Source organism: Klenkia taihuensis, from assembly GCF_900112525.1.
Lineage (GTDB): Bacteria > Actinomycetota > Actinomycetes > Mycobacteriales > Geodermatophilaceae > Klenkia > Klenkia taihuensis.
On sequence record NZ_FOMD01000002.1, the window covers coordinates 831,520 to 857,154 of the forward strand.

A 25,635-nucleotide genomic window follows, 5' to 3' on the forward strand; every position below is an offset into this window, starting at 1 on the left:
CGACCGACCGACCCGACCACCCCGCCCGGAGGACTTCTGCCGCGCCGGGTGCAGGATCGGGGTCGTGGGTCCGGTGGAGGGTGTCCCCGAGCTCGGCACGGACGGGCCGGAGGTGGTGCTCGTCGGCGTCGACGGCTCGGACACGTCGCTGCGCGCGGCGGCCTACGCCGCGGGCCTGGCCCGGCGCCAGCGCTCCCGGCTGGTGGTCGTCCACGTGCGCACCGGGACCACCCCGCTGGCCGGCCTGGTGCCCGGGTCGGCCGCGGTGGCCAGCGGCACCGCCCGGGAGATCGCCGACGAGGTCGAGGCCCTGGTCGCCCGGGGTGCGGCGCAGGTCGGCATCCCGGTCGAGTACGTCCCGGCCGACGGCGACCCGGTCGTCGAGATCACCCGCATCGCCGATGCGCTGCTGGCCGACGCGGTCGTGGTGGGGGCCTCGCAGCAGGCGGGGCACCGGTGGGTGGGCTCGATCGCCGTCCGGCTGGTGAAGGCCGGCCGCTGGCCGGTCACCGTCGTGCCCTGACCCTCCGGTGTGACGAAACGGACGATCCTGTTCTGTAGACGATTGGTCACCCGTTCGTCAGCGGCGCACCACCCGGCGGTGGAACCATGGGTGGCGTGCAACGGACCTCCGCGCCCTCCGGCGCCTTCATGGACCTCGACGCGCTGACCGGTCGGACCTTCGACGGGGTGCTCTTCGACATGGACGGCACGCTGATCGACTCGATGCGCGGGTCGCTGGCCGCCTGGCACGCCTGGGCCGCCGAGTTCGACGTCGACCCCGCCGCGCTCGGCGCGCTCGGTGGGCTGCCCGCCCGGCGCATCGTGGCCGAGCTGGTGGACGGGGCCCGACGAGCCGACGCGCTGGCCCGCATCCACGACCTGGAGGTGGACGCCGCCGGCGAGGGCATCGAGGTGCTGCCCGGCGCCGCGGAGGCGTTCACGGCGCTGCCGGCCAACCGGGTCGCGATCGTCACCTCCTGCACCGGCCCGCTGCTGGCCGCCCGGCTGGCCGGCTCGGGCCTGCACGCCCCCCGGGAGGTCGTCTGCGTGGACGACGTCGTCAACGGCAAGCCCTCCCCCGACCCGTTCCTGCTGGCCGCGCACCGGATCGGGGTCGACCCGCACCGCTGCCTGGTGGTCGAGGACGCCCCCGCCGGGCTGGCCGCGGGCCGGGCCGCCGGGTGCGCCACGCTGGCCGTCGGCGACACCCACCACCACAGCGAGCTGGAGGCCGACGGGTACGCCCCCGACCTCGCGCACGTGCACTTCCGCAGCGGTCCGGCGGGCATCACCGTCGAGCGCGCCTGATCCCCGGGGAGGACCCGCAGATCCCCCCTGGGGACGACGACAGCGCCCCCGCGCGCTGCCTAACCTGCCCGGGATGGACGAGACCGCGCCGCTGAGCCGCACCGGGGACGCGCTGCGTGCGCACCCCTTCGCGGTGGACGTCGGCATCGCGGTGCTCGTCGGCCTCGCCACCGTCGCCCTCGGCGGCAGCGGGGTCGAGGGGCCCGGCGACGTGCTGGTCTCGATCGGCCTGGTCGCCCCGCTGGCCTGGCGGCGCACCGCACCGGTCCCGGCGGCCGCGGTGGTGGTCGTCGTCGGGCTGGCCCAGGTCGCGCTGACCAGCTCCTTCGTGGCCGCGAACGTCGCCGTCCCGATGATGGTCTACGCGCTGGCCGCCTACGCCCCGCGCTGGGCCTCCCGCGCCGGGCTGGCCTTCGGTCTGGTCGGCGCGGTGATCGCCTCCCTGCGCTACTTCGGCGGCTTCTACTACGGCGACGCGTCCTTCTCCTACGGCCGCGGCCTGTTCGACCTGGTCATCACCGCCGGCGCCATCGGCGTGCTGGTGGTGGCCTGCTGGGCGATCGGCACGGTCAAGCGCGGCCGCATCCAGCGGGAGGCCGCGATGCTGGAGCGGGCCCAGCTGCTCGAGCTCGAGCGCGACCAGGAGATGCGGCTGGCCGCCACCACCGAGCGCGCCCGGATCGCCCGCGAGATGCACGACGTCGTCGCGCACTCCCTGTCGGTGGTCATCGCCCAGGCCGACGGCGGCCGCTACGCCGGCCGCGCCGACCCCGAGGCGGCGGTCGGGGCGCTGGAGCAGATCTCGGCCACCGGCCGGCAGGCGCTGGCCGACATGCGCGCCCTGCTCGGCGTGCTGCGCGAGGACGGCGGCCAGGAGTTCGCCCCGCAGCCCGACGTCGCCGCGGTGCCCGCCCTCGTCGAGGACGTCCGGCGCAGTGGGCTGGACATCGACCTGCTGGTCGAGGGCGAGCCGCGCGACCTGCCCACCGGCTCGCAGCTGGCCGCCTACCGGATCGTGCAGGAGTCGCTCACCAACGTGCTCAAGCACGCCGGGCCGGCCAGCCGGGCGTGGGTGCGGCTGCAGTGGCGCGCCGACGCGCTGGAGCTGTCGGTCCTCGACGACGGCCGCGGCGCCGCGGCCGCGATCGTGGACGCGGAGGGCCGCGACGGCCGGGGCCAGGGGCTGACCGGGATGCGGGAGCGGGCGCAGCTGCACGGCGGCCGGCTGGAGGCCGGGCCGCGCCACGGCGGCGGCTTCGGCGTCCACGCCGTCCTGCCCTACGGTCGACGGCGATGACGACGATCAGGGTGGTGCTGGTCGACGACCAGCAGATGGTCCGCGCCGGGTTCCGCATGGTGATCGACTCCCAGCCCGACCTGCAGGTCGTCGGCGAGGCCGGGGACGGCGGCGCGGCCGTCGAGCTGCTGCGCCGCACCCCGGCGGACGTCGTCCTCATGGACATCCGGATGCCGGGCACCGACGGCATCGAGGCCACCCGCCAGGTGACCGCGCTGCCCGACCCGCCGCGGGTGGTCGTGCTGACCACCTTCGACCTCGACGAGTACGTGGTCGCGGCCATCGGCGCGGGCGCCAGCGGCTTCCTGCTCAAGGACGCCGCGCCCGAGGAGATGCTCGCCGCGGTGCGCACCGTGCACGACGGCGACTCGGTGATCGCGGCCAGCTCCACCCGGCGGCTGCTGCAGCACGTGGCGCCGATGCTGCGCGGCGGCGCCCCGGCCTCCGCCGGCGGGCCCGACCCGGCGCTGGCCGAGCTGACGCCGCGGGAGACCGAGGTGCTGGTGCAGATGGCCTACGGGGCCTCCAACACCGAGATCGCCCGCGGCCTGTACGTCAGCGAGGCCACCGTGAAGACCCACGTCGGGCGGGTGCTGGCCAAGACCGGCTCCCGCGACCGGGTGCAGGCGGTGGTGCTGGCCTACCGGTCGGGCCTGGTGCACCCGGCCGACCTGCTGCGCGACGCGACCGGCTGAGGCCGGGGCCCGGTAGGGCCCGGCGGGGCCCGGCGGGGCTCAGCGGTCGGCGGCGATCCGGGCGGCCTTGCGCAGCGCGGCGAGCTGGCCGGGCTCGGCCCGCAGCGCACCGGTGATCACCGCGTCGTCGATGTCGGCCCACTCCACCTCGGCCCACAGGCCGCCGCCGAGGTCGTCGACGTCGGGCTGGACCGTGAGCAGCCCGGCGGCCAGCAGCACGAACGGGCCGGGGCCCTGGTCGAAGACCAGCTGCAGCGCGGTCTCGAGGTCGGCGTCGCCGTAGGCGGTGCGCACCAGGGCGACCTCGAGCTCCTCCGCCGTCCAGATCCCCAGGAGCTGGGGCCGGCCCGGCCACCCGTCCCGAGGTCCGCTCACCCGCGCAGGTTACGAGCGCCCCCGGTCCCCCGCAGCACGGGCCAGGGCGGCGGCGACCGCGACGTCCAGCAGCTCGGGCAGCTCGATCCCGGCCGCCCGGGCCATCGTGGGCACCACGCTCTGCCGGGCGAAGGAGTTGTACAGCCCGGCCTCGAGGAACCACGGGACGCCGTCGGGGTCGACCCGGAAGTCGAACAGCGAGTAGTCCCGGCAGCCCATCGCGGTGTGGCAGGCCAGCGCCGCCTCCTGGACGGGGGCGGTGACCGGGTCGGCCGGGTCCACGACCCACACCGTCGGGGTGTCCTTGGCCATCAGCCCGAGGGTGCCGTCGTCGGCCCGGCGGATCTTGTCCTCGGCGGTGCGCACCGGGTGGTCGGCGGAGAGGCCGTACTCCTCCAGCGGCAGCGGCACGAGCTCCCCGTCGCGCACCACCACCCCGCAGCGCACCTCCCGGCCCAGCGGCACGTACTCCTCGACCAGGGCGTGCCCGGACTCCGCCCACGCGGCGGCCAGGGCGGCGGGCAGCTGGTCGGCGTGCACGACGTGGGTGATGCCGGCGGAGTTGTCGGCGTCGACCGGCTTGACCACCAGGGGCGGGGCCAGCGTCGTCGTCCCCCCGGGGGCGAGGACCTCGCCGGCCGGCACCCGGACGCCGGCCGCGGCCACCACGGCGCGGGCCCGGGCCTTGTGCGCGCCCAGCGCCATCACGTCGGCGGGGTTGCCGACGAACGGGATGCCCAGCACGTCCAGCAGGGCCCGGTAGGAGGTCATGCCGGGGATGCAGAACATCTGCGGCAGCGCGACGTCGGGCCGCAGCGCCACCAGCCGGGCCAGCGCGTCGCCGATCGGCAGCGGCTGCGCGTCGGCCAGCTCGGCCAGCGTGGCGGGGAACCGCCAGGAGCCGTCCGGGGCGACGTGCGCGACCACGTGCTCGTGGGAGTCGCCGACGTTCGCCAGGCAGTCGGCGGCGTAGAGCCGGGACAGGTCGTCCATGAACGCGCTGGTCGGCGACCCGACCAGGTGCAGCACCCGGGCCATCAGTCCCCCGCCGGCTGGACGAGCTTGCCGATGTTGAAGTCGATCCGGCTCCACGCCCCGCGCGAGCGCAGGCTGCGCAGCAGGAGCAGCGGGACCTGCACGTGGTGCAGCACCAGGTAGGGCAGCGGGTCGGCCCGGTCGAACACGGCGTCGGTGCCCTCGCGGACCACCCGCCAGCGGCCCGCCGCCGTCCGCGGGGCGCTGAGCGCCCGCCACAGCTCGTGGTAGGTCCAGTAGGTCGGCCGGCTGCCCGGCCGCGGCTCCAGCGGGGTGTCGCGCGCGTGCAGGTAGGCGTCGGCCAGGCCCGGGTGGTCATGGAACATCGTGATGGCCGAGTGCGTGCGCGGGTTGCACTCGATGGCGTAGGGCGTGCCGTCCTCGGCCTCGATGAAGTCCAGCGACACCTGCCCGGTGCCGCCCAGCGCGGCGGCGAACCGGGTGGCCCACTCCCGGATCCGCGGCCGGTCGACCTGGGCGTAGTTCACCTGGAACGCCGACGAGGGGCAGCAGCACCACACGGTGACCTCGCCGTCCCGGACGGTCGAGTGCGTGCACACCTCGGTGCCGGTGACGAACTCCTGCAGGATCCAGGGGTTGTCCGGGCTGATCGGCTTGCCGGCCACGAACGCCGCGGTCTCGGCGCGGGTGGGCCGGGGCAGCGGGGTGAGGTCGAGGCGGTGCACCGGGTCGTAGGCGATCGACTTGAGCACATAGGGCCGGGTGGAGCGGGTGAAGTCGAAGTCCAGCACCTGCTGGGCGTCGGTGATGCGGTGCGTGTCCGGCACCGACAGCCCCAGCGAGGCGGCCAGCGCGGTGAAGGCGTGCTTGTCGTCCAGCGTGCGCACGGTGTCGGCGTCCAGGCTCAGCACCTCGCAGTGCCCGGCCAGCAGCTCGGCCGAGGCGGCGTCGGGCTCCGAGGCCACCGGCGAGCAGACCGGCACGTACAGGTCGACCCCCTCGGCCCGGACGACGTCCAGCAGCGCCTGCGCGTAGCCGGGGTCCCGGGGGTCGGGGACGACGTGGAACGTGTCCACCGCCCGCGAGAACCGGTGCCCGGTGAACCGGTAGGCGGCCTTCTCCACCAGGACCACCCGGTGCCCGGCCGCGGAGAAGGACCGCGCGAGCTGCAGGGCCTTGGTCATCTTGCCGCCGCTGATGAGCACCGTCCGCCGGTCGGCCGCCGGCGCGGGCCGCGGGGCCCGGGTGGTCAGCAGCGCCGCCGCGGTGACCGCCAGGTCGACCGGCAGGGTGAGCGCCAGCCCGGCCAGCACCGCCAGCGACCGGCCCGGGGTGGGCCGGACCGGCGCGTCCTCCCCGGTGCGTGGCCGGGCGGGTGCGGCGGTCAGCGGGTCGCCCCGTGGTCGCGGACCATCCCCCGGTGCATCACCCGGTCGCCGACCACCACGGAGTGGTCGCCGCGGTGCAGCACGCAGGCGTTGTCCCACATCACCACGTCCCCGGGCGCCCAGCGGTGGGCGAAGGCGTGCGCCTCGTCGGTGGAGTGCGCGTACAGCTCCTCGACCAGCCCGGCGGCCTCGTCGTCGGGCAGCCCGCTCACCGACGCGCACCGCTTCGGGGTGGTGAGGAACAGCGCCGGGCGGCCGGTGAGCGGGTGCGGCCGCACCACCGGGTGCTCGGCCTCGGTCTCGTCGTCCGGGCCCAGCAGCTCGGGGTCGATGCCGGTGACCACGTGCCGGATCGTGCGGCCCTCGACCCGCTCGCGCAGGTCGGCCGGCAGCGTCTCCAGCGCCCGGTACTGGTCGGTGAACACCGTCTCCCCGCCCTGCGAGGGGATCTGCACCGCCCGCAGCGCCGTGTAGGCCGGCGGGGTGGACAGGTAGGAGCTGTCCACGTGGAAGGTGCTGCGCGGCGGTTCCGTGCGGCCCACGTTGCTGATCACGTTGAGGTCCGAGTACCCCTCGACCGGTGTCTCGCCGGCGGTGAAGGTCAGCGGGCCGAACGCCCGCAGGAAGGCCAGGAAGGCGTCGTCGTCCACGTGCTGGTCGGGCAGCACGACGACGCCGTGCTCGGCGAGCGCGGCGCGCAGCCCGGCGACGTCCTCGGGGGTGACGGCGGCGACGTCGACACCGGTGACCTGCGCGCCCAGCGGCGCCAGCGGGGTGGTCTGCACGGTTCTCCTCAGGGGGTGGTGCGGCGGACCAGGGTGATCCCGTCGCGGAGGGGGACCAGCACCTGCTCGACCCGGGGGTCGGCGGTCAGCCGGTCGTTGAACGCGGCGATCGCCGCACCGTTGGGGGTGTCCGGGCCGGCCCAGGGCTGACCCTGCATGAGGGTGTTGTCCACCGCGACCAGCCCGCCCGGGGCGAGCAGGCCGCCGTCCAGCACGGCGTCGAGGTAGCCGGCGTAGCCCGCCTTGTCGGCGTCGACGAACACGACGTCGAAGACCCGGCCCTCGGCCGCCAGGGTGGCCAGCGTGTCCGCCGCCGGCCCCACCCGGACGTCGATGCGCGCCCCGGCCGGGAAGCAGCGCTGCGCGAACGCGGCCACCTCCGGGTCCAGCTCGCAGGCGACGACCTCGCCGTCGGCGGGGAGCGCCTGCGCCATCGCCAGCGCCGAGTAGCCGGTGAACATGCCCAACTCCAGCACCCGCCGGGCACCGGTCATGCGCAGCAGGAACTGCAGGAACCGGCCCTCGACGTGGCCGGAGAGCATCTCGGCCTCCAGCGACCCCGACCACGGCGCGGACCGGGTCGCCGCGGCGAGCGCGGCGAGCTCGGCCGACTCGGGGGACGTGTGCCGCTCCAGGTAGGGCTCGAACCCCGCCGCCAGGTCGCGGATGCCCTCGAGCTCGGCGCGCAGGCCCTGCTCGACCGCGCCGAGCCGGCCGCAGACGGCGTCCAGCCGCGCCGCCAGGAGGCCCAGCGGCGTGACCGGACGCAGCCCCGGCGTCACGGCGCCTGCACGACCGGGCTGGTGCGCGGGACCATGAACGCGTCGACGCCCTCGCCGCCGCGGGGCAGCCCGGCGACGACCTCGCGGTGCAGCTGCAGCGTCTCCACGAGCTCGTCGTCGGAGACGTCGTTCATGAACGTGCACTCCCCGATCGGCTTCGGCGCCGCCGCGCGGAGCAGGCCGTCGCGGGTCTGCAGGATCGACCGGGTCGACCCGATGAGCAGCTCCGGGGTCAGGTAGGGGCTGTCCACGGTCAGGCCGAGCCGGCTGAACAGCGCCAGCACCCGGTCGCGGTCGGCGACGGAGATGTAGCCGCGGCGCGCGGCCAGGGTCGCCGAGTAGGCCATGTCCACCGAGATGGCGTGCCCGTGGAAGTAGGGCACCTCGGGGGTCAGCTCCAGCGTCGGGCTCCAGGTGTGGCCGTAGGCGATCACCCGGTCCAGGTCCAGCTCGGCGAGGTTGGGCACCTCCAGCTGCAGCATCGTCTCGATCGCCTCGTCGGTGACCTGGTCGGCGACCTTGCGGATCTCCGGGGTGCCGTCGACGTGGCCGAACCGGGTGCGCAGCAGCTCCTCGCCGTGCTCGTCGAGCAGGTCGAACACGGTGCGGTTGGCCACCACCGCGATCTTGATCAGCTCGGCCATGCCGTTGCGGACCTGGTCCTCGGCGAGGGAGGCGAGGAACGAGAAGTCGAGGAACACCGTCGAGGACGCGTGGTAGGCGCCCAGCCGGTTCTTGGCCTTGCCGTGGTTGACCGCGACCTTGATGGACACGCTGGCGTCGATCAGCCCGATGAGGGTGGTGGGGATCCGGATGTAGGGCGTGGACCGCTTGTAGGAGGCGCAGGCGAACCCGGCGACGTCGGTGACCAGGCCGCCGCCGACCACCAGCGGGGCCTCGGTGCGCAGCAGGCCGTAGGCGCCGAAGGCGTCGACCAGCCGCTCCAGGGTGGCCAGCGTCTTGTCGGTCTCCGCGATGGCCACCGGGATGATCGTGAGGTCGATGCCGGCCGCGGCGAAGTAGGCCTCCATGGCCTCGCGGTGCAGCGCGAGCACGTTCTCGTCGACGACGGCCAGGCAGCGGCCGGCCGCGCGGTAGCAGTCGGCCAGCTGCGGGTTGTGCGGGGCGAACACGCCGTCCACCGGGACCAGGCGGTACTCGGTGCGGTGCACGGCCTCGACGGCGAACCCGCCGTCGGTGCGGGTGACGGATGAGCTGACGGTGGTCATCGGGTGTCCTCTCAGGCCTGCAGCGCGGCGGGGTCGAGGTGCTCGACCACGGGGGCGTCCCCGAAGTCGTGACCGGCGGTGTTGGTGTTGGGGAAGGCCAGGACGCGGACGCCGGCGGCGGTCGCCGAGGCCACCCCGCCGACGTTGTCCTCGACCGCGACGGCGTCCGCGGCGTCGACGCCGAGGGTGCGCAGCGCGTGCCGGTAGGGCGCCGGGTCGGGCTTGGACTCCGCCACGACCGAGCTGTCCACGACGAGGTCGAAGTCGGCCAGCTCCAGGCCGTCCACCCCGGCGACCAGGGCGACGACGTTCTCCGGCGAGGTGGTGGTCACCAGCGCCACCGGGTCCCCGGCCTCCTTGGTGGCCCGGACGGCGTCGAGCACGCCCGGGCGGGCGGTGAGGCCGCCGCGGCCGAGGGCCTGCTGGAACAGCTCGGACTTGGTGGCGTGCACCGCGGCGGCGTCCACGGTCTCGCCGCGGTCGCGGGCGTAGGAGGCGACGCGGTCGGCGCCGCCGTTGCTGGCCAGCAGGGCGCGGTACTCGTCCTGCTCCCACCGCCAGTCCAGGCCGTGCGCGGCGAAGGCGTCGTTGAAGGCGGCGCGCTGGAGCTCGGAGGTGTCGGCGATCGTGCTGATGGACCCGAGGAGCAGGGCGGGCACGGGGACCTCGTTCCACTGGGGCCGGGCGCCTGGTCGCAGCCGCGGCAGTGCAGGGAACGTACTATCCGTAAACAAGATTTGCGCTGGCAGGGATACGAGCCCCACTGGTCCTTCACCTGCTCGATCCCATCTCACCACCCGGCTCCCCCGGGCGCGCGCCGTGGACCGGGGGCCACCATCGGTGCCGTGGACGTCGCCGGCACCGTGCGCGAGCACCGGGAGGCCCTGCTGGGGCCGGCGTTCCTGCTGACCGGTGACGAGCGGCTGGCCGAGGACCGGGTCGACCGTGCGCTGGCCCGGCTGGCGCCCGGTGCGGACCACGCGACGGCGGTGGCCGCGCTGGTGCGCACCCGTGCCCCCCGCGGCGCGGTCGTGCCGGCCGGCCCGGACCCGTGGTGGGTGGGCGCGGACGAGCTGGCCGCCGCCCGGGCCACCGCCGCCGTGCTCGCCGGCCTGGACGACGCCGCCCGCGCCGCGCTGGTGCTGCACCACGAGGGCGCCCCCGCCGACCCCGCCGCCCTGGCCCGCGGCCGCGCAGCGTTGATCAGGGGAGTTGATCCAGGTCCGTCGTCCCTCACCAGCTCTGGTGCAGGAGGACGGACCCCCGCGCAGGAGGACGCCGTGGCGCGGGCGCTGGACGGGTTGCTCGCCGTCCGTCGTCCCCCGGCGCGGGACGACGTCGCCGCCGTGCCGCTGGTCCGGGCGCACCGCCGGTCCCGCTGCACCCGGCCCCTGCTCGCGGTCGTCGGGCTGGTGGCCGTCGCGCTGCTCGCGGTGCTCGTCCCGGGCCCGGCCCCGACGGCCCCGCGGGGCCGCTTCGACGGCCCGACCCGCGGCTCCCTCGCCGGTGACGAGGCCGTCCGGGACGCGCTGCTCGCCGCACCCGCCGAGGGCCCCGCGACCGGCCGGCGGGAGCTGGTGCTCGCCGGCGAGCTGCTGGACCGGCGGTGGGCGCTCGTGGCCGGCCGCACCGACCGCGGCTGGACCGGGTGGTGGTCGGCCGGCCCGGCGGACGGCCCCCTCTCCCCCGTCGCCGGACCGGTGGCGCTGCCGCCGGACCGGCCCGCCGCGCTGCAGCTGGACGACGTCCTCGTGGTGGTCGCCGAGCCCGACGAGCCGGTCCAGGTGTCCACCGGCCTGGTGGTCCGCGCCGACGGCTCGGCCGGGCGCGACCCGGTCGCCCTGCCGCTCGAGGACGGCGTCGGTGTGCTGCGGCTGGCCGCACCCGACCCCGGCGGGGTGGCGGTGCAGGTCCGGGCCGGGGTGTCCGCGCTGCCGGTGCCGGTCGCCAGGGCGGGGGACGCCGACGCCCGGCCCGCCGTCCCTCCGCTGGTCCCCCTCCGCGGTGGGGACGCCGACCTCGGCGCCCGCACGGCCGCCGTGGACGCCGCCCTGGGCGCGGTGGCCGCCCCGACCGGTCAGGACCCGGCGACCCTCACCCCGCAGCTGCTGTGGGCCGGCGCCCTCCCCGGCCCGCGCGGGGGCGGGGTGGACGCCGCGGTGCTGGTCGTGCCCCAGCCCAGCGGCGCCGTGGTGGTGAGCACCGCCTGGGCCGCCCGGCTCGGGGACGGCAGCCTGCAGACCATCGGCTGCGGCACCCAGGGCTTCCCGAGCGGCACCGACCCCGCCGGGCTGGTCGTGGCGGTGCGCTGCGTGGTCGCCGAGCGCGGCACCGGGGCCGCCCGCGCCACGGTGCTGCTGACCGCCCCGACCGGCACCGTGCAGCTCCCGGACGACCGCCGGGACACCGGCCGGGTGGCGGACCCGGCCGCCGGCTCCTCGGTGCCGGTGGGCTCCGCGGGCCCGGGCGACCTGCTGGCCGGGTGAGGCAGGGGTAGCGTCGGACCACCGGTCCCCACCGGGGCGTCCAACCACGGCGTCGGTCGAGGGTGCCCCGCCCTCCCCGCCAGGGCACCCGTGCCCGGGATCGAGCACCGTGCCGCCCACCCCGCGCGTCCGCACCGGACGCCCCCGCGACGCCGACCTGACGCAGCGCCTGCTCGACGGCGCCGTCGAGCTGGTGGCCGAGCGCGGCTACTCCCGGCTGAACCCCGAGGTGCTGGCCGCGCGCACCGGAGCGGGCAAGGCGGCCATCTACCGGCGCTGGCGGACCATGCCGGCCCTGCTCACCGACGCCCTCGACGGCGTCCGGCTGGTGCGCACACCCCCCGACACCGGGTCGCTGCGCGGGGACCTCGCCGCGCTCCTGCACCCCTTCACCCGCTCCCCGGACGTCCTGGAGCAGGCGGTGGCCTCGGTCCTCGGCCTGGCCCACCACAGCCCCGAGCTGCGGGCGTCCCTCGACCGCGCCCTGGTCGCCCCGCTCCGCGAGGCGGTGGCCGCGGTCTGCGAGCGGGAGGCCGGGAGGGGGCGGCCGGTGGCCCCGGCCCAGCGGCACCTCATGCACCGGGTGCTGCAGGCCCTGTGGTGGGAGCGGTGCGGCGCGCTGGTGCCCCCGATGCCCGCACCGGAGGTGCTCGCCCTCGTCGACCGGGTGCTGCTGCCGTTGGTCGCAGTCCGTTGAGCGGCCCTGCGCGCGCCTTCCGGGCCGCGCTGGCCGGGCCGGGCACCGAGGACGCCGGGCTGCTGCTCCCGGAGCGGCTGGCGCGTGCGGCCGCGCAGGCGCTGGGGGTCGACGGCGCCGGGCTGAGCCTGGAACTGCTGGCCGGGCGCCGGGTGCCGCTGGCCGCCGGCGACCCGGCCGCCGCCGAGGCCGAACGGCTGCAGTTCGCCCTCGGCGACGGCCCGTGCACCGCCGCGCACCGGGACGGCGCCCCGGTGGCCGCCGGGGCCGACGAGCTGCACGCACGGTGGCCGGTGTTCGCCCTCGAGCTGGCCGGGCGGACGCCGTTCCGCAGCGTGCTGGCGCTGCCGGTCGGCGGCGCGCTGGCCGGGTCGGTCGTGCTGGACCTCTTCGCCGCCGACCCCGCCGCGCCCGGCCCGGACCTGGTCGACGCCGCCCGCGAGGTCGCCGACGTGGCCGGCGCCGAGCTCGTCGCCGGCCTGGCCGCCGGTGCGGACGCCGTCCTCGGGGTCCCCGCGTCCCTGCGCACCGACCCGGTGCGGGCCCGCCAGCAGGTCTGGGTCGCCGTCGGCCGGCTGGCCACCGAGCGGGGCGCCAGCAGCGGGACGGCGCTGGCGGCGCTGCGCGCGCTGGCCTTCGGCCGCGGGCTGGACCTGGAGACCGCCGCCGCGCAGCTGCTCACCGGGGAGCTGCCCGCGGACTGAGGTCCCCCTGCGGGATGACCCCGGTCCGCCCTGGGGCGCAGCACAGCGGGCGCAGGGTCGGGACCCAGCTCCGACGCGGGAGGACGTGCTCCGCCGCGACGCTGGGTGCCGACCTGATCACCCGTGCCCGAGGAGCTCCGCATGTCCGTGCCGATGATGACCGTCCCCGGCGAGGCACCGCCCACCACCGCCGCCGTCCGCGCCGCCGGCCTGCGCAAGACCTACGGCAAGGGCGAGACCGCCGTCCACGCCCTCGCCGGGGTGGACGTCGCGTTCGAGCGCGGCCGGTTCACCGCGATCATGGGCCCCTCGGGCTCGGGCAAGTCCACGCTCATGCACTGCCTGGCCGGGCTGGACACCGCCACCGCCGGTCAGGTCTGGCTGGGCGACACCGAGCTCACCCGGCTGCGCGACGAGCAGCTGACCACGCTGCGCCGCGAGCGCATCGGCTTCGTCTTCCAGGCGTTCAACCTGCTGCCGGTGCTCACCGCCGAGGAGAACATGACGCTGCCGATGCAGCTGGCCGGCCACCGCCCCGACCGGGCCTGGATGGACGACGTCGTGGCCCGGCTGGGCCTGCGCGACCGGCTCGGCCACCGGCCCTACGAGCTCTCCGGCGGCCAGCAGCAGCGCGTCGCCGTCGCCCGCGCCCTGCTCCCCCGCCCGGACGTCGTGTTCGCCGACGAGCCCACCGGCAACCTGGACTCCCGCACCGGCGCCGAGGTGCTCGGCCTGCTGCGCTCCAGCGTCCGGGAGACCGGCCAGACCGTCGTCATGGTCACCCACGACCCGGTGGCCGCCGGCTACGCCGACCGCGTGGTGCTGCTCGCCGACGGGCACCTGGCCGGCGAGGTCCACCAGCCCACCGCCGACGCCGTCATCGACGCCCTCCGCGGACTGGGGGGCTGAGCCGTGCGCCGCGTCCTCCTCGCCCAGGTCCGGGCGAACGCCGGCCGGCTGGTCGCCTCGATGACCGCGATCGTCATCGCCGTCGCCTTCGTGGTGGCCACCCTGGTGCTCAACCAGACCGCCAAGACCACCGTCCTGGACGCCGTGGGCGCCCAGTACACCGGCGCCGACCTGGTGCTGTCCTCCACCGAGGGCGACACCCTCGCCGACCAGGTGCCCGCCGTGGCCGCCGTCCCCGGGGTCACCGCCGTCGCCCCGCAGTGGGACACCTCGCTGCAGACCGTCCTGCCCGGCACCACCGGTGCCCGCTACGTCGCGATCGGCGCCGTCGCCGACGCCCCCGCCCTGCGCTGGCAGCAGCTGGCCGCCGGCAGCCTGCCGACGCAGCCCGGCCAGATCGCGCTGTCCGAGGGCTCCGACGTCGCCGTCGGGGACGTCGTGCCCTACACCACCTACGACGCCGACGGCTCCGAGCTCAGCGGCGACCTCACCGTCACCGGGCTGGTCGACGTCTCCGGCTCGGTCACCGGCGGCCTGTTCACGCAGGGCTTCGTGACCCCGGAGCAGGCCCAGCAGTGGGGCGCCTGGGCCAGCGAGCTCCTGGTCACCGGCGACCCCGACCCGGTGGCGCTGCAGGCCGCGGTCACCACCCGCGCGGTCACCCTGCAGACCGGCACCGAGGCCGCCGAGTCCGCCGCCGCGGCGCTCACCGGGGACTCCGACGCCCTCGCCGTGGTGCTGCTGGTCTTCGCCACCGTCGCCGTCCTGGTGGCCGGGCTGGTCATCGCCAACACCTTCGCCGTCCTGCTGGCCCAGCGGACCCGCGAGCTGGCACTGCTGCGCTGCGTCGGCGCGACGTCGTCCCAGGTCCGCCGCAGCGTGCTGGGCGAGGCCGCGATCACCGGCCTGGCCGCCTCCGTGCTCGGCGTGCTGGCCGGCGTCGGGCTGGCCGCCGGCGTCTCGGCGCTGGCCCGGGCGCTGGACTCGCCGATCCCGCTGGCCGGGGTCTCCGTGCCGTGGGTCGCCGTCGTCGCCGGCCTGGCCGTGGGCCTGGTGACCACCGTGGTCGCCGCGCTGGCCCCGGCCCGGGCCGCCACGCGGGTGGCCCCGCTGGCCGCGCTGCGGCCGGTCGACGCCGCACCGCTGCGCTCCCGGCCTGGCGTGCTGCGGCTGGTCCTCGGCCTGCTGCTGTTCGTCCCCGGCGTGGCGCTGCTGCTGTTCGGTGCGGCCGTCGGCGAGGTCCTGCTGGCGCTGCCCGGCGGGGTGCTGAGCTTCCTCGGCGCGCTGCTGCTGGCCCAGCGGGCGATCCCGCCGGTGGTCGCGGCCGCGGGCCGGCTGCTCGGCCGCGCCGGCGGCGTCCCCGGCCGGCTGGCCGCGGGCAACGCGACCCGCAACCCCCGCCGGACGGCGGCCACCGCCACCGCGCTGGTCATCGGCGTCACCCTGACCACCGCGATGGTCGTGGGCGCGGCGTCCACCCGGGCCACCGCCGCGGCCGGGCTGGACGCCGCCTACCCCACCGACGTGGTGGTGCAGGGCTTCGGCGCGGACATGCCCGACGGCCTGGTCGGCCAGCTCACCGCCGTGGACGGCGTGCAGGCCGGCGTCGGCCTCACCTACGGCGAGGTCACCGGCCCCGACGGGCAGGTCTACGGCGTCGACGGGTTCGACGTGCCCGCCACCCTGCCGGTGCTGCGCTCGACGGTCGACGAGCCGCTGCCCGAGCTGGGCCAGGTCGTCCTGCCCCGCTACCTCGCCGACGTCTGGGGCGTCGGCGACGGCGACCCGGTCGAGCTCTCCGCCGAGGGCCGGTCGCTGACCCTGACCACCGTGGTCGGCACCGACGACCTCAGCACGCCCCGGCTCACCGGCACCGAGCTGACCGCGCTGGTCCCCGACGCGGGCCTGGGCACGGTCTGGCTGCGGCTGGCCGACACCGCGGACACCGCGACCGCCGTGGAGGCGGTCACCGACCTGGCCGGCACCGAGGTCCCGACCGCGTTCGTCACCGGCATCGCCAGCGAGCGGGCCGCCCTGGACGACGTGCTGGACACCCTGCTGCTGGTGGTCACCGGCCTGCTGGGGGTGGCCGTGCTCATCGCGCTCATCGGGGTGGGCAACACCCTGGCGCTGTCGGTGGTGGAGCGGCGGCAGGAGAGCGGGCTGCTGCGGGCGCTGGGCCTCACCCGCCGTCAGCTGCGCGGCCTGCTGGCCTGGGAGGCCGTGCTGGTCGCCGGGGTGGCCGCGGTGCTCGGGGTGCTCCTGGGCGGCGGCTACGGCCTGGTCGGCGCCGCCTCGGTGCTGGGGGCGCTGTCGGCCGAGGGCACGGTCATCTCGATCCCGTGGCTGCAGGTGGGCGCGATCGTCGTGGTCGCCACCGCCGCGGGGCTGCTGGCCAGCGTGCTGCCCTCCCGTCGCGCGGCCCGCACGCCCCCGGTGGCCGCCATCGCCGGCTGACCCGCCGCCGTCCCCACCGGGCAGGGGAAGCCCTGCACCCGCTGACGAGCCTCGTCAGTGGGTGCAGGGCTTGCCCTGCCTAGCCGGTGGTGCGGCGGGCGACGGCGCGGTCGGCGAGCTCGGCGCCCGCGCCCTCGTAGAGCTGCAGGCCGATGTCGGCGCCGCCGTCCAGGATCTCGGCCTGGTCGTCGTCGAACTGGGTCACCGCGGCGACCGTGCCGCCGAAGCCGTGCGCGCGCAGCCGGGTGAGCGTGGCGAGGTTGTTGTCGTGGGCCGGCATGGCCAGCAGCACCAGCTCGACGTGGTGCAGCTCCAGCTCCTCCCACAGCCGCGGGTCGGTGGCGTCGCCCTCGATCAGGTGCACGCCCTCGGCCTGCAGCCGGGCCACCCGGTCGGGGTCGGCCTCGATGCCGATGACCCGCAGCCCGTACTCCCCGGCCAGCCGCCGGTGCGCCGCCGACCCCACCCGGCCCATGCCGAGGACGACGGCCTGCGCGTCGCCGAGGTCCAGCGGCCGGTCGTCGGGGTGCAGCCGGTGGTCGGGCCGGTCGGGCAGCCAGCGGCGCAGCGCCACCACGAGCCGGTCGGGCCGGTCACCCACCAGCGAGGGCAGCACGAACGACGCCGCGACCGCCGCCGCCAGCGGGGTGGCCCACCCGGGGTCGAGCAGGTCGTCGGGCAGCGCGACCACCACGATCAGCCCGAACTCGGAGAAGTTGGTCAGCGCGGTGGCGGTGAAGACCGCCGTGCGGCGGCGCAGCCGGGCGAGGTAGAAGAGCACGACGAAGGCCAGGCCCTGCACCGGCAGCGCCAGCAGCAGCACGCCGGCGACGAGCAGCTCGGCCCCGGTGGGCAGCCCGGCCAGGCCGATCGAGACGAAGAAGGCGACCAGCAGCAGGTCCTTGATGCCGAACAGCGACCGGGCCAGCTCCGCCGAGCGCGGCTGACCGGCCAGCAGCACGCCCAGCAGCAGCGCCCCGAGGTCGCCCTTCACGCCGAGCGCCGAGAACAGCGCGTACCCGGGCACCAGGGCCAGCACGATCCCGTAGAGCGGCAGCAGCTCGTCGTGGCCCAGCCGGGCGAGCACCCCGCGCAGCAGCGGCGCGGCGGGGACCAGCAGCACCAGCAGCAGCGCCCACGGGCTGGGCACCGTCCCCTCGGCGACGGCGAGGAAGACCACCGCGAGCAGGTCCTGCACGACCAGGACGCCGATGGCCAGCCGGCCGGTGAGCGTCTGCGTGGCACCGCGCTCCTCGAGCACCTTGACCACGAAGACGGTGCTGGAGAACGACAGCGCGAACCCGATGAGCAGCCACGCCCGGGGCCCGCCGTCGGCCGCCAGCGCCACGCCGAGGACGGCGAGCAGACCCAGCAGCCCCGCCGTCACCCCGGTGGAGACCAGCGCGTGCACCGAGGAGGTCAGCCACACCTCCCGGCGCACCAGCGAGCGCAGGTCGACCTTGAGGCCCACGCCGAACAGCAGCACGGTCACGCCCAGGTCGGCGACCGAGGACAGCTCCGGCGGCGCCTGCACGCCCAGCGGCGCCAGCACGAAGCCGGCGGCCAGGAAGCCCAGCAGCGGCGGCAACCGGAGCAGGCCGGCGAGCACCCCGCCGACCAGGACGGCCAGCAGGATGGCCGAGACGTCGTCCACCGCTCCCCCTCTCCTCGGTCCCGGCATCCTCGCGCACCGGCCGGGCTCCCTCCCGGTACGACGCCGTTCCGTGAGCGATCACGGACGTTGCGCGACATGTGCGCAGGTCAGCCTGCAGCGGACGTCGCCGCGTGGTGCCATGGTGGACGACCCGGACGGAGGTCCACAGGCCATGACGGACGCCGACGACAGCGCGCGACAGCCCTGGCTGGACCCCGACGCGGACAGCTACGGCCGTCACGCCGACACCGGTGACGTGCCCGTCGTCGTCCCCGCCGAGGTCGTCCCGCCGGCACCGCCGGTCCGGGTCGTCGCCCGCCGTCCGCGGGCCCGCCGGATGCGCCGCCGCGCCGCGCCGGTCGCCGCGCTCGGCCTGGGCGTCGTCGCCGCGGGCGGGCTGACCCTGCTCGCCGCGGCCGCACCCGGGGGCACCGACTCCCCGGCCCAGGTCCCGCCGGTCGCGGCCCCCAGCTGGACCGGCTCCCCCGCCGGCAGCACCAGCACCGCCACCGACGGGTCGGCCGGCACGACGCCGTCCACGGCCCCGGTGGCCCCGGTGGCCACGCCGCCGCTGACCAGCCCCGCGCCGACGCCGGCGGCCGCCCCCGCGTCCTCCACCGCCCGGCCCCCGCTGCCCCCCGCGCTGACCTCGGTCCTCACCACCACCCTGGTGCCCGCCCCGCCCGGCACGCCGACGCCCACCACCGCCGTGCCGACCACGGCCGTGCCCACCACCACGGTGCCCACCACCACGGTGCCCACCACCACGGTGCCCACCGGCGCGGGGGCCACCGCCCCGCCGACGACCACCGTGCCGACGACCACCGTGCCGACGACGACGGCCCCGACGACGCCGAACAGCACCCCGCCGACGACGACGCCGCCGACGGGCCGGCCGGCTCCGACCCCCACGACCACCCCGCCCACCACGACGGCGCCCCCCACCACGTCCCCGTCCAGCGCCTCGCCGTCCTCGACCGCGCCCACGACGCCCACCGGCACGACGCCCACCGGCACGACGTCCACCGGCACGACGGGGACGACCACCCCCACGGGCTGACGCCGCCGTCCCCGTCGCGGCGCACGGCCGCCGCGGCGGGGATGCTGGGGGTGTGCCGACCCGCCACCGCTCCCCGCTCGCCGCCGTGCTCACCGCCGCCCTCGCCGTGCCCGCGGCCCTGGTCACCCGCGCCGCGTGGGGCGTGCCCCGCTCGATGGGCGCCGGCCGCCGCGCCCTGCGGCCCACCGTCGCCGGGTCGCCCAACTTCTCGGAGGGCAGGTTCCGCAACACGCTGCCCACCCCGACCGCCGTCGACGGCGACCGGGCCGAGCTGGTCCGCGAGCTGCGCCGCAGCCGCCGCCGCGGCGCCCCGGCCCGGCCGGTCCCGCTGGTCAGCCCGCAGCTGCCCGAGGAGGCCGCCGAGCTCGCCGTCACCTGGTTCGGCCACGCCAGCGCACTGCTGGAGGTCGACGGCGGCCGCGTCCTGGTCGACCCGGTGTGGGGCGAGCGGGTGTCGCCGTCCGCCCTGGTGGGGCCCAAGCGGCTGCACCCGGTGCCCGGGCCGCTGGAGGAGCTGCCGCGCGTGGACGCCGTCCTCATCAGCCACGACCACTACGACCACCTCGACCTGCCCACCGTCGAGCGGCTGGTCCGCGAGCAGGACGCCCCGTTCGTCGTGCCGCTGGGCATCGGGGAGCACCTGCGCGGCTGGGGCGTGCCCGCCGACCGGGTCGTCGAGCTCGACTGGGACGGCGAGCACCGGGTCGGCGAGCTGACCCTGGTGTGCGCCGAGGCCCGGCACTTCTCCGGCCGGGGCCTGACCCGCGACGACACGCTGTGGTCCTCGTGGGTGGTCCGCGGGCCGCGGCACCGGGTCTTCTTCGGCGGCGACACCGGCTACCACCCCGCGTTCGCCGCGATCGGCGCCCAGCACGGGCCCTTCGACCTGACGCTGCTGCCGGTCGGCGCCTACGCCCCGCAGTGGCCGGCCATCCACATGGACCCCGAGGAGGCCGTCCGCGCGCACGGCGACCTCGGCGGGCGGGTGCTGCTGCCCATCCACTGGGCCACCTTCAACCTGGCCTTCCACGCCTGGGCCGAGCCGGTGGACCGGCTGCTCGCCGCGGCCGGCGACGTGCCGGTCGTCGTCCCCCGGCCCGGGGAGCGGCTGGACCTCACCGGCGACGTCCCCGCCACCCCCGACTGGTGGACCGCCGTCGCCGAGTGACCCCGGCGAGGGTTCGCCGCCGCCGGTCCGGGGCACACAGCGTCGACGACCGGGGCCGGCCTGGCCCCGGTGCAGACCTCCCAGGAGGGGACGCGCCATGGCCGACGACACCCGGGGCACCACCCCCGACCCGACCGGCCGGCACGGGGCGACGCCCGTGACCGGCGCCGGCTCCACCACCGGCCCGCAGGTCCACGACCAGCAGGGGTACGCCCCGCCGGTCCACGACGAGCGGGTGCCCGCCGAGCAGACCTCCGTCCTGCCCGGCCACGCCGCACCCGGCACCAGCCCGGCCAACACCGCGGCGCCCGGCGCCGCGGGCGCCGCGCCGGGCGTGACCCCCGAGCCCGGGGGGACGCCGACCACCGCCGACACGGCGGCCCGGCACGGCGACCGCGGGCACGGTCTCGGCGCCGCGGCCGCGGCGGCCGGGGTCGGCGGGGCCGCGGCGGCCGGGCACGACCGGGACCGGCACGACGACCACGGCGACCGCGGCGACCTGCGCCACGACACGACCCGGCACGACGGGGTCCGGCACGACGACCACCGGCACGACGACCACCGGCACGACACCGTGGCGGCGGCCCCGGTCGACCGCGACGGCGACGGCCGCGACGACCGCACCGGCGCCGTCGTCCCGACCAGCGCCAAGGAGATGGCCGCCGCCCAGCGCGCCCGCTACGGCGGCCTGCACATGGGGTCGGCGTTCTTCGGCTGGATGAGCGCGGTGGGCATCGCGGTGATCCTGCTGGCGATCCTGTCCGCGGCCGGCCTGGCCTTCGGCCTCTACTCCACCCTCGGCACACCCCAGGAGGCCGCCGACCAGGCCAACAGCGGCATCGGCCTGGGCGCGGCGATCGCGCTGCTGGTCGTGCTGTTCATCGCCTACCTCGCCGGCGGCTACGTCGCCGGCCGGATGGCCCGGTTCAACGGGACCAAGCAGGGCCTCGGCGTGTGGCTGTGGGGCGTCATCGTGCTGGTGCTCGCCGCGTTGGCCGGGCTGGTGCTGGGCACCCAGTACAACTTCTTCGACCAGCTCAACCTGCCGTCGCTGCCCGTCGACTCGGGCACCGCGACGACCGGCGGGCTGATCGCGCTGGGTGCGGTGCTGCTGGTGACCCTGCTGGGCGCGATGATCGGCGGCAAGCTCGGCTCCCGCTACCACCGCAAGGTCGACCGGGCCGCCTTCGAGCCCGCCGAGGTCTGACCGACCCGGGCAGGGGAAGCCCTGCACCCACCCACGGGGCCCGTGGGTGGGTGCAGGGCTTCCCCCGCCCGGTCGTCGTCAGCGCAGGAGCTTGGACATCCGCCGGTCGGCCAGCGGCTTGCCGCCGGTCTGGCAGGTGGGGCAGTACTGCAGCGAGGTGTCGGCGAAGGACACCTCGCGCACCGTGTCCCCGCACACCGGGCACGGCAGGCCGGTGCGGGCGTGCACCCGCAGGTTCGCCCGCTTCTCGCCCTTGAGCTTGGCCGCCTGCTGGCCGACCTGGCGCTCCAGCGCGTCGGTCAGCGTGGTGCGCACCGCGTCGAAGAGCCGCAGCGACTCCCCGTCGGTCAGCTTGTCCGCACCCTTGAACGGCGACAGCTTCGCCACGTGCAGGATCTCGTCGGAGTAGGCGTTGCCGATGCCGGAGACCAGGGTCTGGTCGGTCAGCGCGCCCTTGAGCTGGCCCTTCCGCCCCCGCATCAGCGCGGCGAAGGACTCGGCGTCCACCTCGAGGGCGTCCGGGCCCAGCCGGGCGATGCCCGGCACCTCCGAGGACGGCGAACGCACGGCGTACACCGCCAGACCCTTGCGGGTGCCCTGCTCGGTCAGGTCGAAGCCCGCGCCGTCGTCCAGGTGCACCCGGACGGCGAGCGGCCCCTTGCCGGGCTTGGGCGGGGCGGTGGGCAGCTCGGCCCGCCAGTGCAGCCAGCCCGCCCGGGCCAGGTGCACCACCAGGTGGATCCCCGACACGTCGATGTCCAGGAACTTGCCCATCCGGCCCGCGCCGGTGACCTCCAGGCCGGCCAGCGAGGACAGCGGCGGGTCGAAGGTCTTCAGCGTCTGGATGCCGGCGAGGTCGACCCGCGCGACCACCTTGCCGACGGCGTTCTCGCGCAGGAAGGCGGCCAGCGCCTCGACCTCGGGCAGCTCGGGCATGCATCCATGGTCGCCCTCCGGGCTCCACCGCGTCCAACGGCCGTCCCCCGGTCGGGTGGTCAGCGCGAGGCGGTGATCTCCGCGAGGTCGTCGAGCACCAGGCCGGCGCCCGTCGGGCCCAGGCCCAGGAACCAGCGGCTGTCGTCGACCTCGTGGTCGGCGCCGGCCTGCACCGGGGGCAGCGACGTCCACAGCTCGCCCGACATCAGCGACACCGACTCCCCCGCCCCGCCGTCGCCGAACCCGGGCGACCAGAACACGACGTCGGAGGTGACCAGGTCCAGGGACTCGGCGGTCAGCTCCACCCGGTTCTCGGTGGTGTCCAGCGCCGCCGGCCAGGTGAACCCGACGTCCTCCAGCACGCTGCCGACGAAGGACCCGCGGGCGTAGGCGCGGATCTCGTCCCCGCCCATGAACCGCAGGACGGCGACCTCGGTGGCGGCCGGGTCCCCCCACGCGGCACCGATCTCCCCGACCCGCCGCTCGTAGTCGGCCAGGATCTCCTCGGCCCGCTCGGTCATGCCCAGCGCCTCGGCGTCGAGCAGGAAGTTCTCCTGCCAGACCGCGCCCAGCTCGGCGGCCTGCACGGTCGGCGCGAGGGCCGACAGCTGCTGGTGGAGGGCCTCGTGCCGGACGGCGTTGGTGAGGATCAGGTCCGGCTGCAGCGCGGCCACCGCCTCCAGGTCGGGCTCGGCGATCGACCCCACGACGGTCACGTCACCGGCGTCGAAGCCGTGGGTGGCGGCGAGCTCGTCGAGCAGGCCCCCGGTCTCCACCGCGCCCACCGGGACGACGCCGAGCGCGGTGACCGCGTCGAGCTCGCCGGAGTCCAGGACCACGACGCGCTCGGGCGTCCCGGTGATCGTCGTCGTCCCGAGGGCGTGCACGACCTCCCGGGTGCCGGGCCCCTCCTGGGCGGCCGGCGCCGGGGCATCGGTGCCGCCGCACCCGGTCAGCACCGCCCCGGCGGTGACGAGGGCGAGCAGAGCGGTCCGGCGTGCCACGGTGAGCCTCCTGTGGATTAGGTGAGGCTCACCTAATCACACCGGGAGGCTGTTCTCGTCCAGGTCCACGGTCGCCCCGGGGATCTGCCGGGCCGACTCCTCCACCGCCGTGGCCACCGCCTCGGTCGCCGCGGCGTCGAAGACGCTGGGGATGATGTAGTTGGCGTTGAGCTGGTCGTCCCGGACCACGGCGGCCAGCGCGTCGGCCGCGGCCAGCAGCATCCCCGGCCGGATCTCGGTCGCCCGGGCGTCGAGCAGGCCCCGGAACACCCCGGGGAAGGCCAGCACGTTGTTGATCTGGTTCGGCAGGTCCGACCGGCCCGAGGCGACCACGGCGCAGTGCGCGCGGGCCCGGATGGGGTCGACCTCCGGCGTCGGGTTGGCCATCGGGAACACGATGGACCGCTCGGCCATGTGCTCCAGCGCCTCGACCGGCAGCACGTTGCCGGCGCTGACGCCGATGAACACGTCGGCGCCCACCAGCGCGTCGGTCAGCTCGCCGCGCACGCACCCGGGGTTGGTCCGCCGGGCCAGGTCGAGCTTGGCCGGGGAGAGCCGGTCGTCGTCCGGGGAGAGCACGCCCTCGCGGTCCCACACCAGCACGTGCCGGGCGCCGGCCTCCAGCAGCAGCGACACGATCGCCGTCCCGGCCGCACCGCCCCCGGCGACGACGATGCGCACGTCGGCGAGCTCCTTGTCCACCACCCGCAGCGCGTTGCGCAGCGCGGCGAGGGCAACGATCGCCGTCCCGTGCTGGTCGTCGTGGAACACCGGGATGTCGAGCTTGGCGCGCAGCCGGGCCTCGATCTCGAAGCACCGGGGCGCGGCGATGTCCTCGAGGTTGATGCCGCCGAAGCCGGGGGCGATGAGCTCGACGGTGCGCACGATCTCGTCGACGTCCTGGGTGTCCAGGCAGATGGGCCAGGCGTCGATGTCGCCGAACCGCTTGAACAGCGCGGCCTTGCCCTCCATCACCGGCATGGCCGCGCCGGGGCCGATGTCGCCCAGGCCCAGGACGGCGGACCCGTCCGTCACGACGGCGACGGTGTTGCCCTTGATGGTGAGCCGGCGGACGTCCTCGGGGTGGTCGGCCAGCGCCAGGCAGACCCGGGCGACGCCGGGGGTGTAGGCCATCGACAGGTCGTCGCGGGTCCTCAGCGGCACCTTCGAGCCGACCTCGATCTTGCCGCCCAGGTGCAGCAGGAAGGTGCGGTCGCTGACCTTGCGCACGTGCACGGCGTCGAGGGCGTCGAGCGCGGCGACGACCTCCTCGGAGTGCGCGGCGTCGGCGGCCGAGCAGGTGACGTCCACGGTCAGCCCGTCCGAGCGGGACTCCACGACGTCCAGCGCGGTCACCGCGCCACCCGCCGAGCCCACCGCGGTGGCGATGCGGCCGATGCTGGCCGGGTCGCCGTCGGCCGACAGCCGCACGGTGATCGAGTAGGACGCCGAGGTCACCGGCCCGCGCACCGGCGGGGTCGGCGCGGGCGGGGTGGTCGGGGCAGCGTCGCTCGTCACGGTGTCGATGCTCGGCCCCGGGGGGTGCGCGGTCCAGCGGTGCGGCGCCGAACACTGCGACCACGAACCGCCCCGACTAGGTTGCGTCACTGACTAGTCGTCGCTAGCTTCTAGTCATGGACGCCGACATCCCGAGCGACTGGCTGCGGGCGGTGCTGCCGATGGCGGTGCTGGCCACGGTCGCCGAGGCCGAGACCTACGGGTACGCCGTCGCCCAGCGGCTGCAGGCCGCGGGCTTCGGCGCCGTGAAGGGCGGCACCCTCTACCCGGTCCTGAACCGGCTGGAGACCGACGGGCTGCTCACCTCGGCCTGGCGCGAGGGCGTCGGCGGCCCCGGCCGCAAGTTCTTCGCCGTGACCGACACCGGTCGCGAGCACCTGCGCCGCCGCGCGGCGGCCTGGCACACGTTCACCGAGCGGGCCGCGAGCCTGCTCCCCGACCCGAGGAGCACCCGATGAACGCCGAGACCGCACCCGCCCTGGCCCGCTACCGCCAGGAGCTGATCGTGGCGCTGCGCCTGAAGGACGTGCCCGGCGACCGGATCGGCGAGGCGGTGGCCGAGGTGGAGAGCCACGTCGCCGACACCGGCGAGGACCCGGTCGCGGCCTTCGGCCCGGCCAAGGAGTACGCCCGGACGCTGGCCACCGGGCAGCGCCGCGACCCGTGGTGGTCCACCGCGATCACCCTGGCCTCCGCCGGCACCGCCGGGTGGCTCGTCGCGCAGGGGGCCCTGGCCCAGCTGCTGGGCGAGGAGTACCGCGGGCTCGCCGGCTGGGTGTGGGTGCTGGTCGGGCTGGTGGTGGGCATCCCGGCCGCCGTCCGGGTGCAGCGCCGCTCCTCCCGGGTCCGCGACCCCCGCACCGGCGCGGACATGGTGCCGTCCTCGCCCTGGGGGGTGGTCGTCCTGGTCGCCATCCCGGTGGTGCTGGTGCTCGCCGCCTGGGGCCTCATCCTGGTCACCCGCTGACCCGCGTGGT

General features: G+C 76.5%; 25 protein-coding genes. 13 read left to right on the plus strand and 12 right to left on the minus strand.

Going from position 1 to position 25,635, the window contains the following annotated elements; all coding sequences use genetic code 11:
• Positions 1 to 64 precede the first annotated feature (64 nt).
• From BM158_RS11885 to BM158_RS11900, 4 genes are all read left to right on the plus strand, one after another.
• Entirely contained in the window at positions 65 to 523 is a 459-nt protein-coding gene (locus BM158_RS11885) for a universal stress protein (RefSeq protein WP_091558383.1), read from the plus strand.
• A gap of 95 nt (positions 524 to 618) precedes the next feature.
• On the plus strand, positions 619 to 1,311 hold the full coding sequence (locus BM158_RS11890; RefSeq protein ID WP_229827672.1) for an HAD-IA family hydrolase: 693 nt from the start codon (positions 619 to 621) through the stop codon (positions 1,309 to 1,311).
• A 73-nt stretch (positions 1,312 to 1,384) separates the two neighbouring features.
• Positions 1,385 to 2,608 carry a sensor histidine kinase gene (locus tag BM158_RS11895; RefSeq protein WP_091558386.1) on the plus strand — a complete coding sequence of 408 codons (1,224 nt, stop codon included), beginning with the start codon at positions 1,385 to 1,387 and terminating at the stop codon, positions 2,606 to 2,608.
• The gene (locus BM158_RS11900; protein WP_091558389.1) at positions 2,605 to 3,303 is read left to right on the plus strand and encodes a response regulator; all 699 of its coding nucleotides are present in this window, start codon (positions 2,605 to 2,607) and stop codon (positions 3,301 to 3,303) included. Before BM158_RS11895 ends, BM158_RS11900 begins: the two co-directional genes overlap by 4 nt.
• Before the next feature lie 39 nt (positions 3,304 to 3,342).
• On the opposite strand, the gene BM158_RS11905 is transcribed toward BM158_RS11900, so the two are convergent.
• The 7 genes from BM158_RS11905 to BM158_RS11935 form a co-directional block, all read right to left on the minus strand.
• Positions 3,343 to 3,678, minus strand: a complete 336-nt coding sequence (locus tag BM158_RS11905; protein WP_091558393.1) for a hypothetical protein — start codon at positions 3,676 to 3,678, stop codon at positions 3,343 to 3,345.
• A gap of 9 nt (positions 3,679 to 3,687) precedes the next feature.
• The gene (locus BM158_RS11910) at positions 3,688 to 4,716 is read right to left on the minus strand and encodes a D-alanine--D-alanine ligase family protein (RefSeq protein WP_091558396.1); all 1,029 of its coding nucleotides are present in this window, start codon (positions 4,714 to 4,716) and stop codon (positions 3,688 to 3,690) included.
• Complete coding sequence (locus BM158_RS11915) at positions 4,716 to 5,987, minus strand: ATP-grasp domain-containing protein (RefSeq protein ID WP_207506419.1); 1,272 nt, start codon at positions 5,985 to 5,987, stop codon at positions 4,716 to 4,718. Before BM158_RS11915 ends, BM158_RS11910 begins: the two co-directional genes overlap by 1 nt.
• Positions 5,988 to 6,058: 71 nt before the next feature.
• Positions 6,059 to 6,847 (minus strand): TauD/TfdA dioxygenase family protein, encoded by a 789-nt coding sequence (locus BM158_RS11920; protein ID WP_091558399.1) that lies wholly within the window; start codon positions 6,845 to 6,847, stop codon positions 6,059 to 6,061.
• An 8-nt stretch (positions 6,848 to 6,855) separates the two neighbouring features.
• Positions 6,856 to 7,629: an O-methyltransferase gene (locus BM158_RS11925; protein WP_207506421.1), complete on the minus strand. Its 774-nt coding sequence runs from the start codon at positions 7,627 to 7,629 to the stop codon at positions 6,856 to 6,858.
• Complete coding sequence (locus tag BM158_RS11930; RefSeq protein WP_091558403.1) at positions 7,626 to 8,858, minus strand: sedoheptulose 7-phosphate cyclase; 1,233 nt, start codon at positions 8,856 to 8,858, stop codon at positions 7,626 to 7,628. Before BM158_RS11930 ends, BM158_RS11925 begins: the two co-directional genes overlap by 4 nt.
• Before the next feature lie 11 nt (positions 8,859 to 8,869).
• Positions 8,870 to 9,517: an HAD family hydrolase gene (locus tag BM158_RS11935; RefSeq protein WP_091558406.1), complete on the minus strand. Its 648-nt coding sequence runs from the start codon at positions 9,515 to 9,517 to the stop codon at positions 8,870 to 8,872.
• 186 nt (positions 9,518 to 9,703) lie between these two features.
• Between BM158_RS11935 and BM158_RS11940 the strand changes: the two genes are divergently transcribed.
• The 5 genes from BM158_RS11940 (at position 9,704) to BM158_RS11960 (ending at position 16,111) form a co-directional block, all read left to right on the plus strand.
• On the plus strand, positions 9,704 to 11,344 hold the full coding sequence (locus tag BM158_RS11940; RefSeq protein ID WP_091558409.1) for a hypothetical protein: 1,641 nt from the start codon (positions 9,704 to 9,706) through the stop codon (positions 11,342 to 11,344).
• Positions 11,345 to 11,453: 109 nt separating this feature from the next.
• Positions 11,454 to 12,041, plus strand: a complete 588-nt coding sequence (locus tag BM158_RS11945) for a TetR/AcrR family transcriptional regulator (protein ID WP_091558412.1) — start codon at positions 11,454 to 11,456, stop codon at positions 12,039 to 12,041.
• On the plus strand, positions 12,038 to 12,745 hold the full coding sequence (locus BM158_RS11950) for a hypothetical protein (RefSeq protein ID WP_091558414.1): 708 nt from the start codon (positions 12,038 to 12,040) through the stop codon (positions 12,743 to 12,745). The genes BM158_RS11945 and BM158_RS11950 overlap by 4 nt, the downstream gene beginning before the upstream one ends.
• 141 nt (positions 12,746 to 12,886) lie before the next feature.
• Complete coding sequence (locus tag BM158_RS11955) at positions 12,887 to 13,654, plus strand: ABC transporter ATP-binding protein (RefSeq protein ID WP_091558417.1); 768 nt, start codon at positions 12,887 to 12,889, stop codon at positions 13,652 to 13,654.
• 3 nt (positions 13,655 to 13,657) lie between these two features.
• Positions 13,658 to 16,111, plus strand: a complete 2,454-nt coding sequence (locus BM158_RS11960) for an FtsX-like permease family protein (RefSeq protein ID WP_091558419.1) — start codon at positions 13,658 to 13,660, stop codon at positions 16,109 to 16,111.
• 79 nt (positions 16,112 to 16,190) lie between these two features.
• Here BM158_RS11960 and BM158_RS11965 read toward each other — a convergent pair whose 3' ends face one another.
• On the minus strand, positions 16,191 to 17,765 hold the full coding sequence (locus BM158_RS11965) for a cation:proton antiporter family protein (RefSeq protein WP_207506423.1): 1,575 nt from the start codon (positions 17,763 to 17,765) through the stop codon (positions 16,191 to 16,193).
• Between the two features lie 237 nt (positions 17,766 to 18,002).
• Positions 18,003 to 18,812 (minus strand): hypothetical protein, encoded by an 810-nt coding sequence (locus BM158_RS11970; RefSeq protein WP_131802029.1) that lies wholly within the window; start codon positions 18,810 to 18,812, stop codon positions 18,003 to 18,005.
• A gap of 65 nt (positions 18,813 to 18,877) precedes the next feature.
• Between BM158_RS11970 and BM158_RS11975 the strand changes: the two genes are divergently transcribed.
• Together BM158_RS11975 and BM158_RS22055 are read left to right on the plus strand one after the other, a co-directional pair.
• Positions 18,878 to 19,993: an MBL fold metallo-hydrolase gene (locus tag BM158_RS11975; protein WP_229827671.1), complete on the plus strand. Its 1,116-nt coding sequence runs from the start codon at positions 18,878 to 18,880 to the stop codon at positions 19,991 to 19,993.
• Between the two features lie 97 nt (positions 19,994 to 20,090).
• On the plus strand, positions 20,091 to 21,200 hold the full coding sequence (locus BM158_RS22055) for a YrzE family protein (protein ID WP_191328678.1): 1,110 nt from the start codon (positions 20,091 to 20,093) through the stop codon (positions 21,198 to 21,200).
• Positions 21,201 to 21,278: 78 nt separating this feature from the next.
• Here the strand turns inward: BM158_RS22055 and BM158_RS11985 are convergent, their stop codons facing one another.
• From BM158_RS11985 to BM158_RS11995, 3 genes are read right to left on the minus strand one after another with little or no spacing between them, the layout of a single operon-like run.
• The gene (locus BM158_RS11985) at positions 21,279 to 22,136 is read right to left on the minus strand and encodes an Fpg/Nei family DNA glycosylase (protein ID WP_091558427.1); all 858 of its coding nucleotides are present in this window, start codon (positions 22,134 to 22,136) and stop codon (positions 21,279 to 21,281) included.
• A 59-nt stretch (positions 22,137 to 22,195) separates the two neighbouring features.
• On the minus strand, positions 22,196 to 23,140 hold the full coding sequence (locus tag BM158_RS11990) for an ABC transporter substrate-binding protein (RefSeq protein WP_165628903.1): 945 nt from the start codon (positions 23,138 to 23,140) through the stop codon (positions 22,196 to 22,198).
• A 36-nt stretch (positions 23,141 to 23,176) separates the two neighbouring features.
• Positions 23,177 to 24,658 carry an NAD-dependent malic enzyme gene (locus tag BM158_RS11995; protein ID WP_229827670.1) on the minus strand — a complete coding sequence of 494 codons (1,482 nt, stop codon included), beginning with the start codon at positions 24,656 to 24,658 and terminating at the stop codon, positions 23,177 to 23,179.
• A 116-nt stretch (positions 24,659 to 24,774) separates the two neighbouring features.
• Between BM158_RS11995 and BM158_RS12000 the strand changes: the two genes are divergently transcribed.
• Together BM158_RS12000 and BM158_RS12005 are read left to right on the plus strand one after the other, a co-directional pair.
• Positions 24,775 to 25,116 carry a PadR family transcriptional regulator gene (locus tag BM158_RS12000; RefSeq protein ID WP_091558433.1) on the plus strand — a complete coding sequence of 114 codons (342 nt, stop codon included), beginning with the start codon at positions 24,775 to 24,777 and terminating at the stop codon, positions 25,114 to 25,116.
• On the plus strand, positions 25,113 to 25,625 hold the full coding sequence (locus tag BM158_RS12005; protein WP_091558437.1) for an HAAS signaling domain-containing protein: 513 nt from the start codon (positions 25,113 to 25,115) through the stop codon (positions 25,623 to 25,625). Before BM158_RS12000 ends, BM158_RS12005 begins: the two co-directional genes overlap by 4 nt.
• The last annotated feature ends 10 nt before the right edge of the window (positions 25,626 to 25,635 follow it).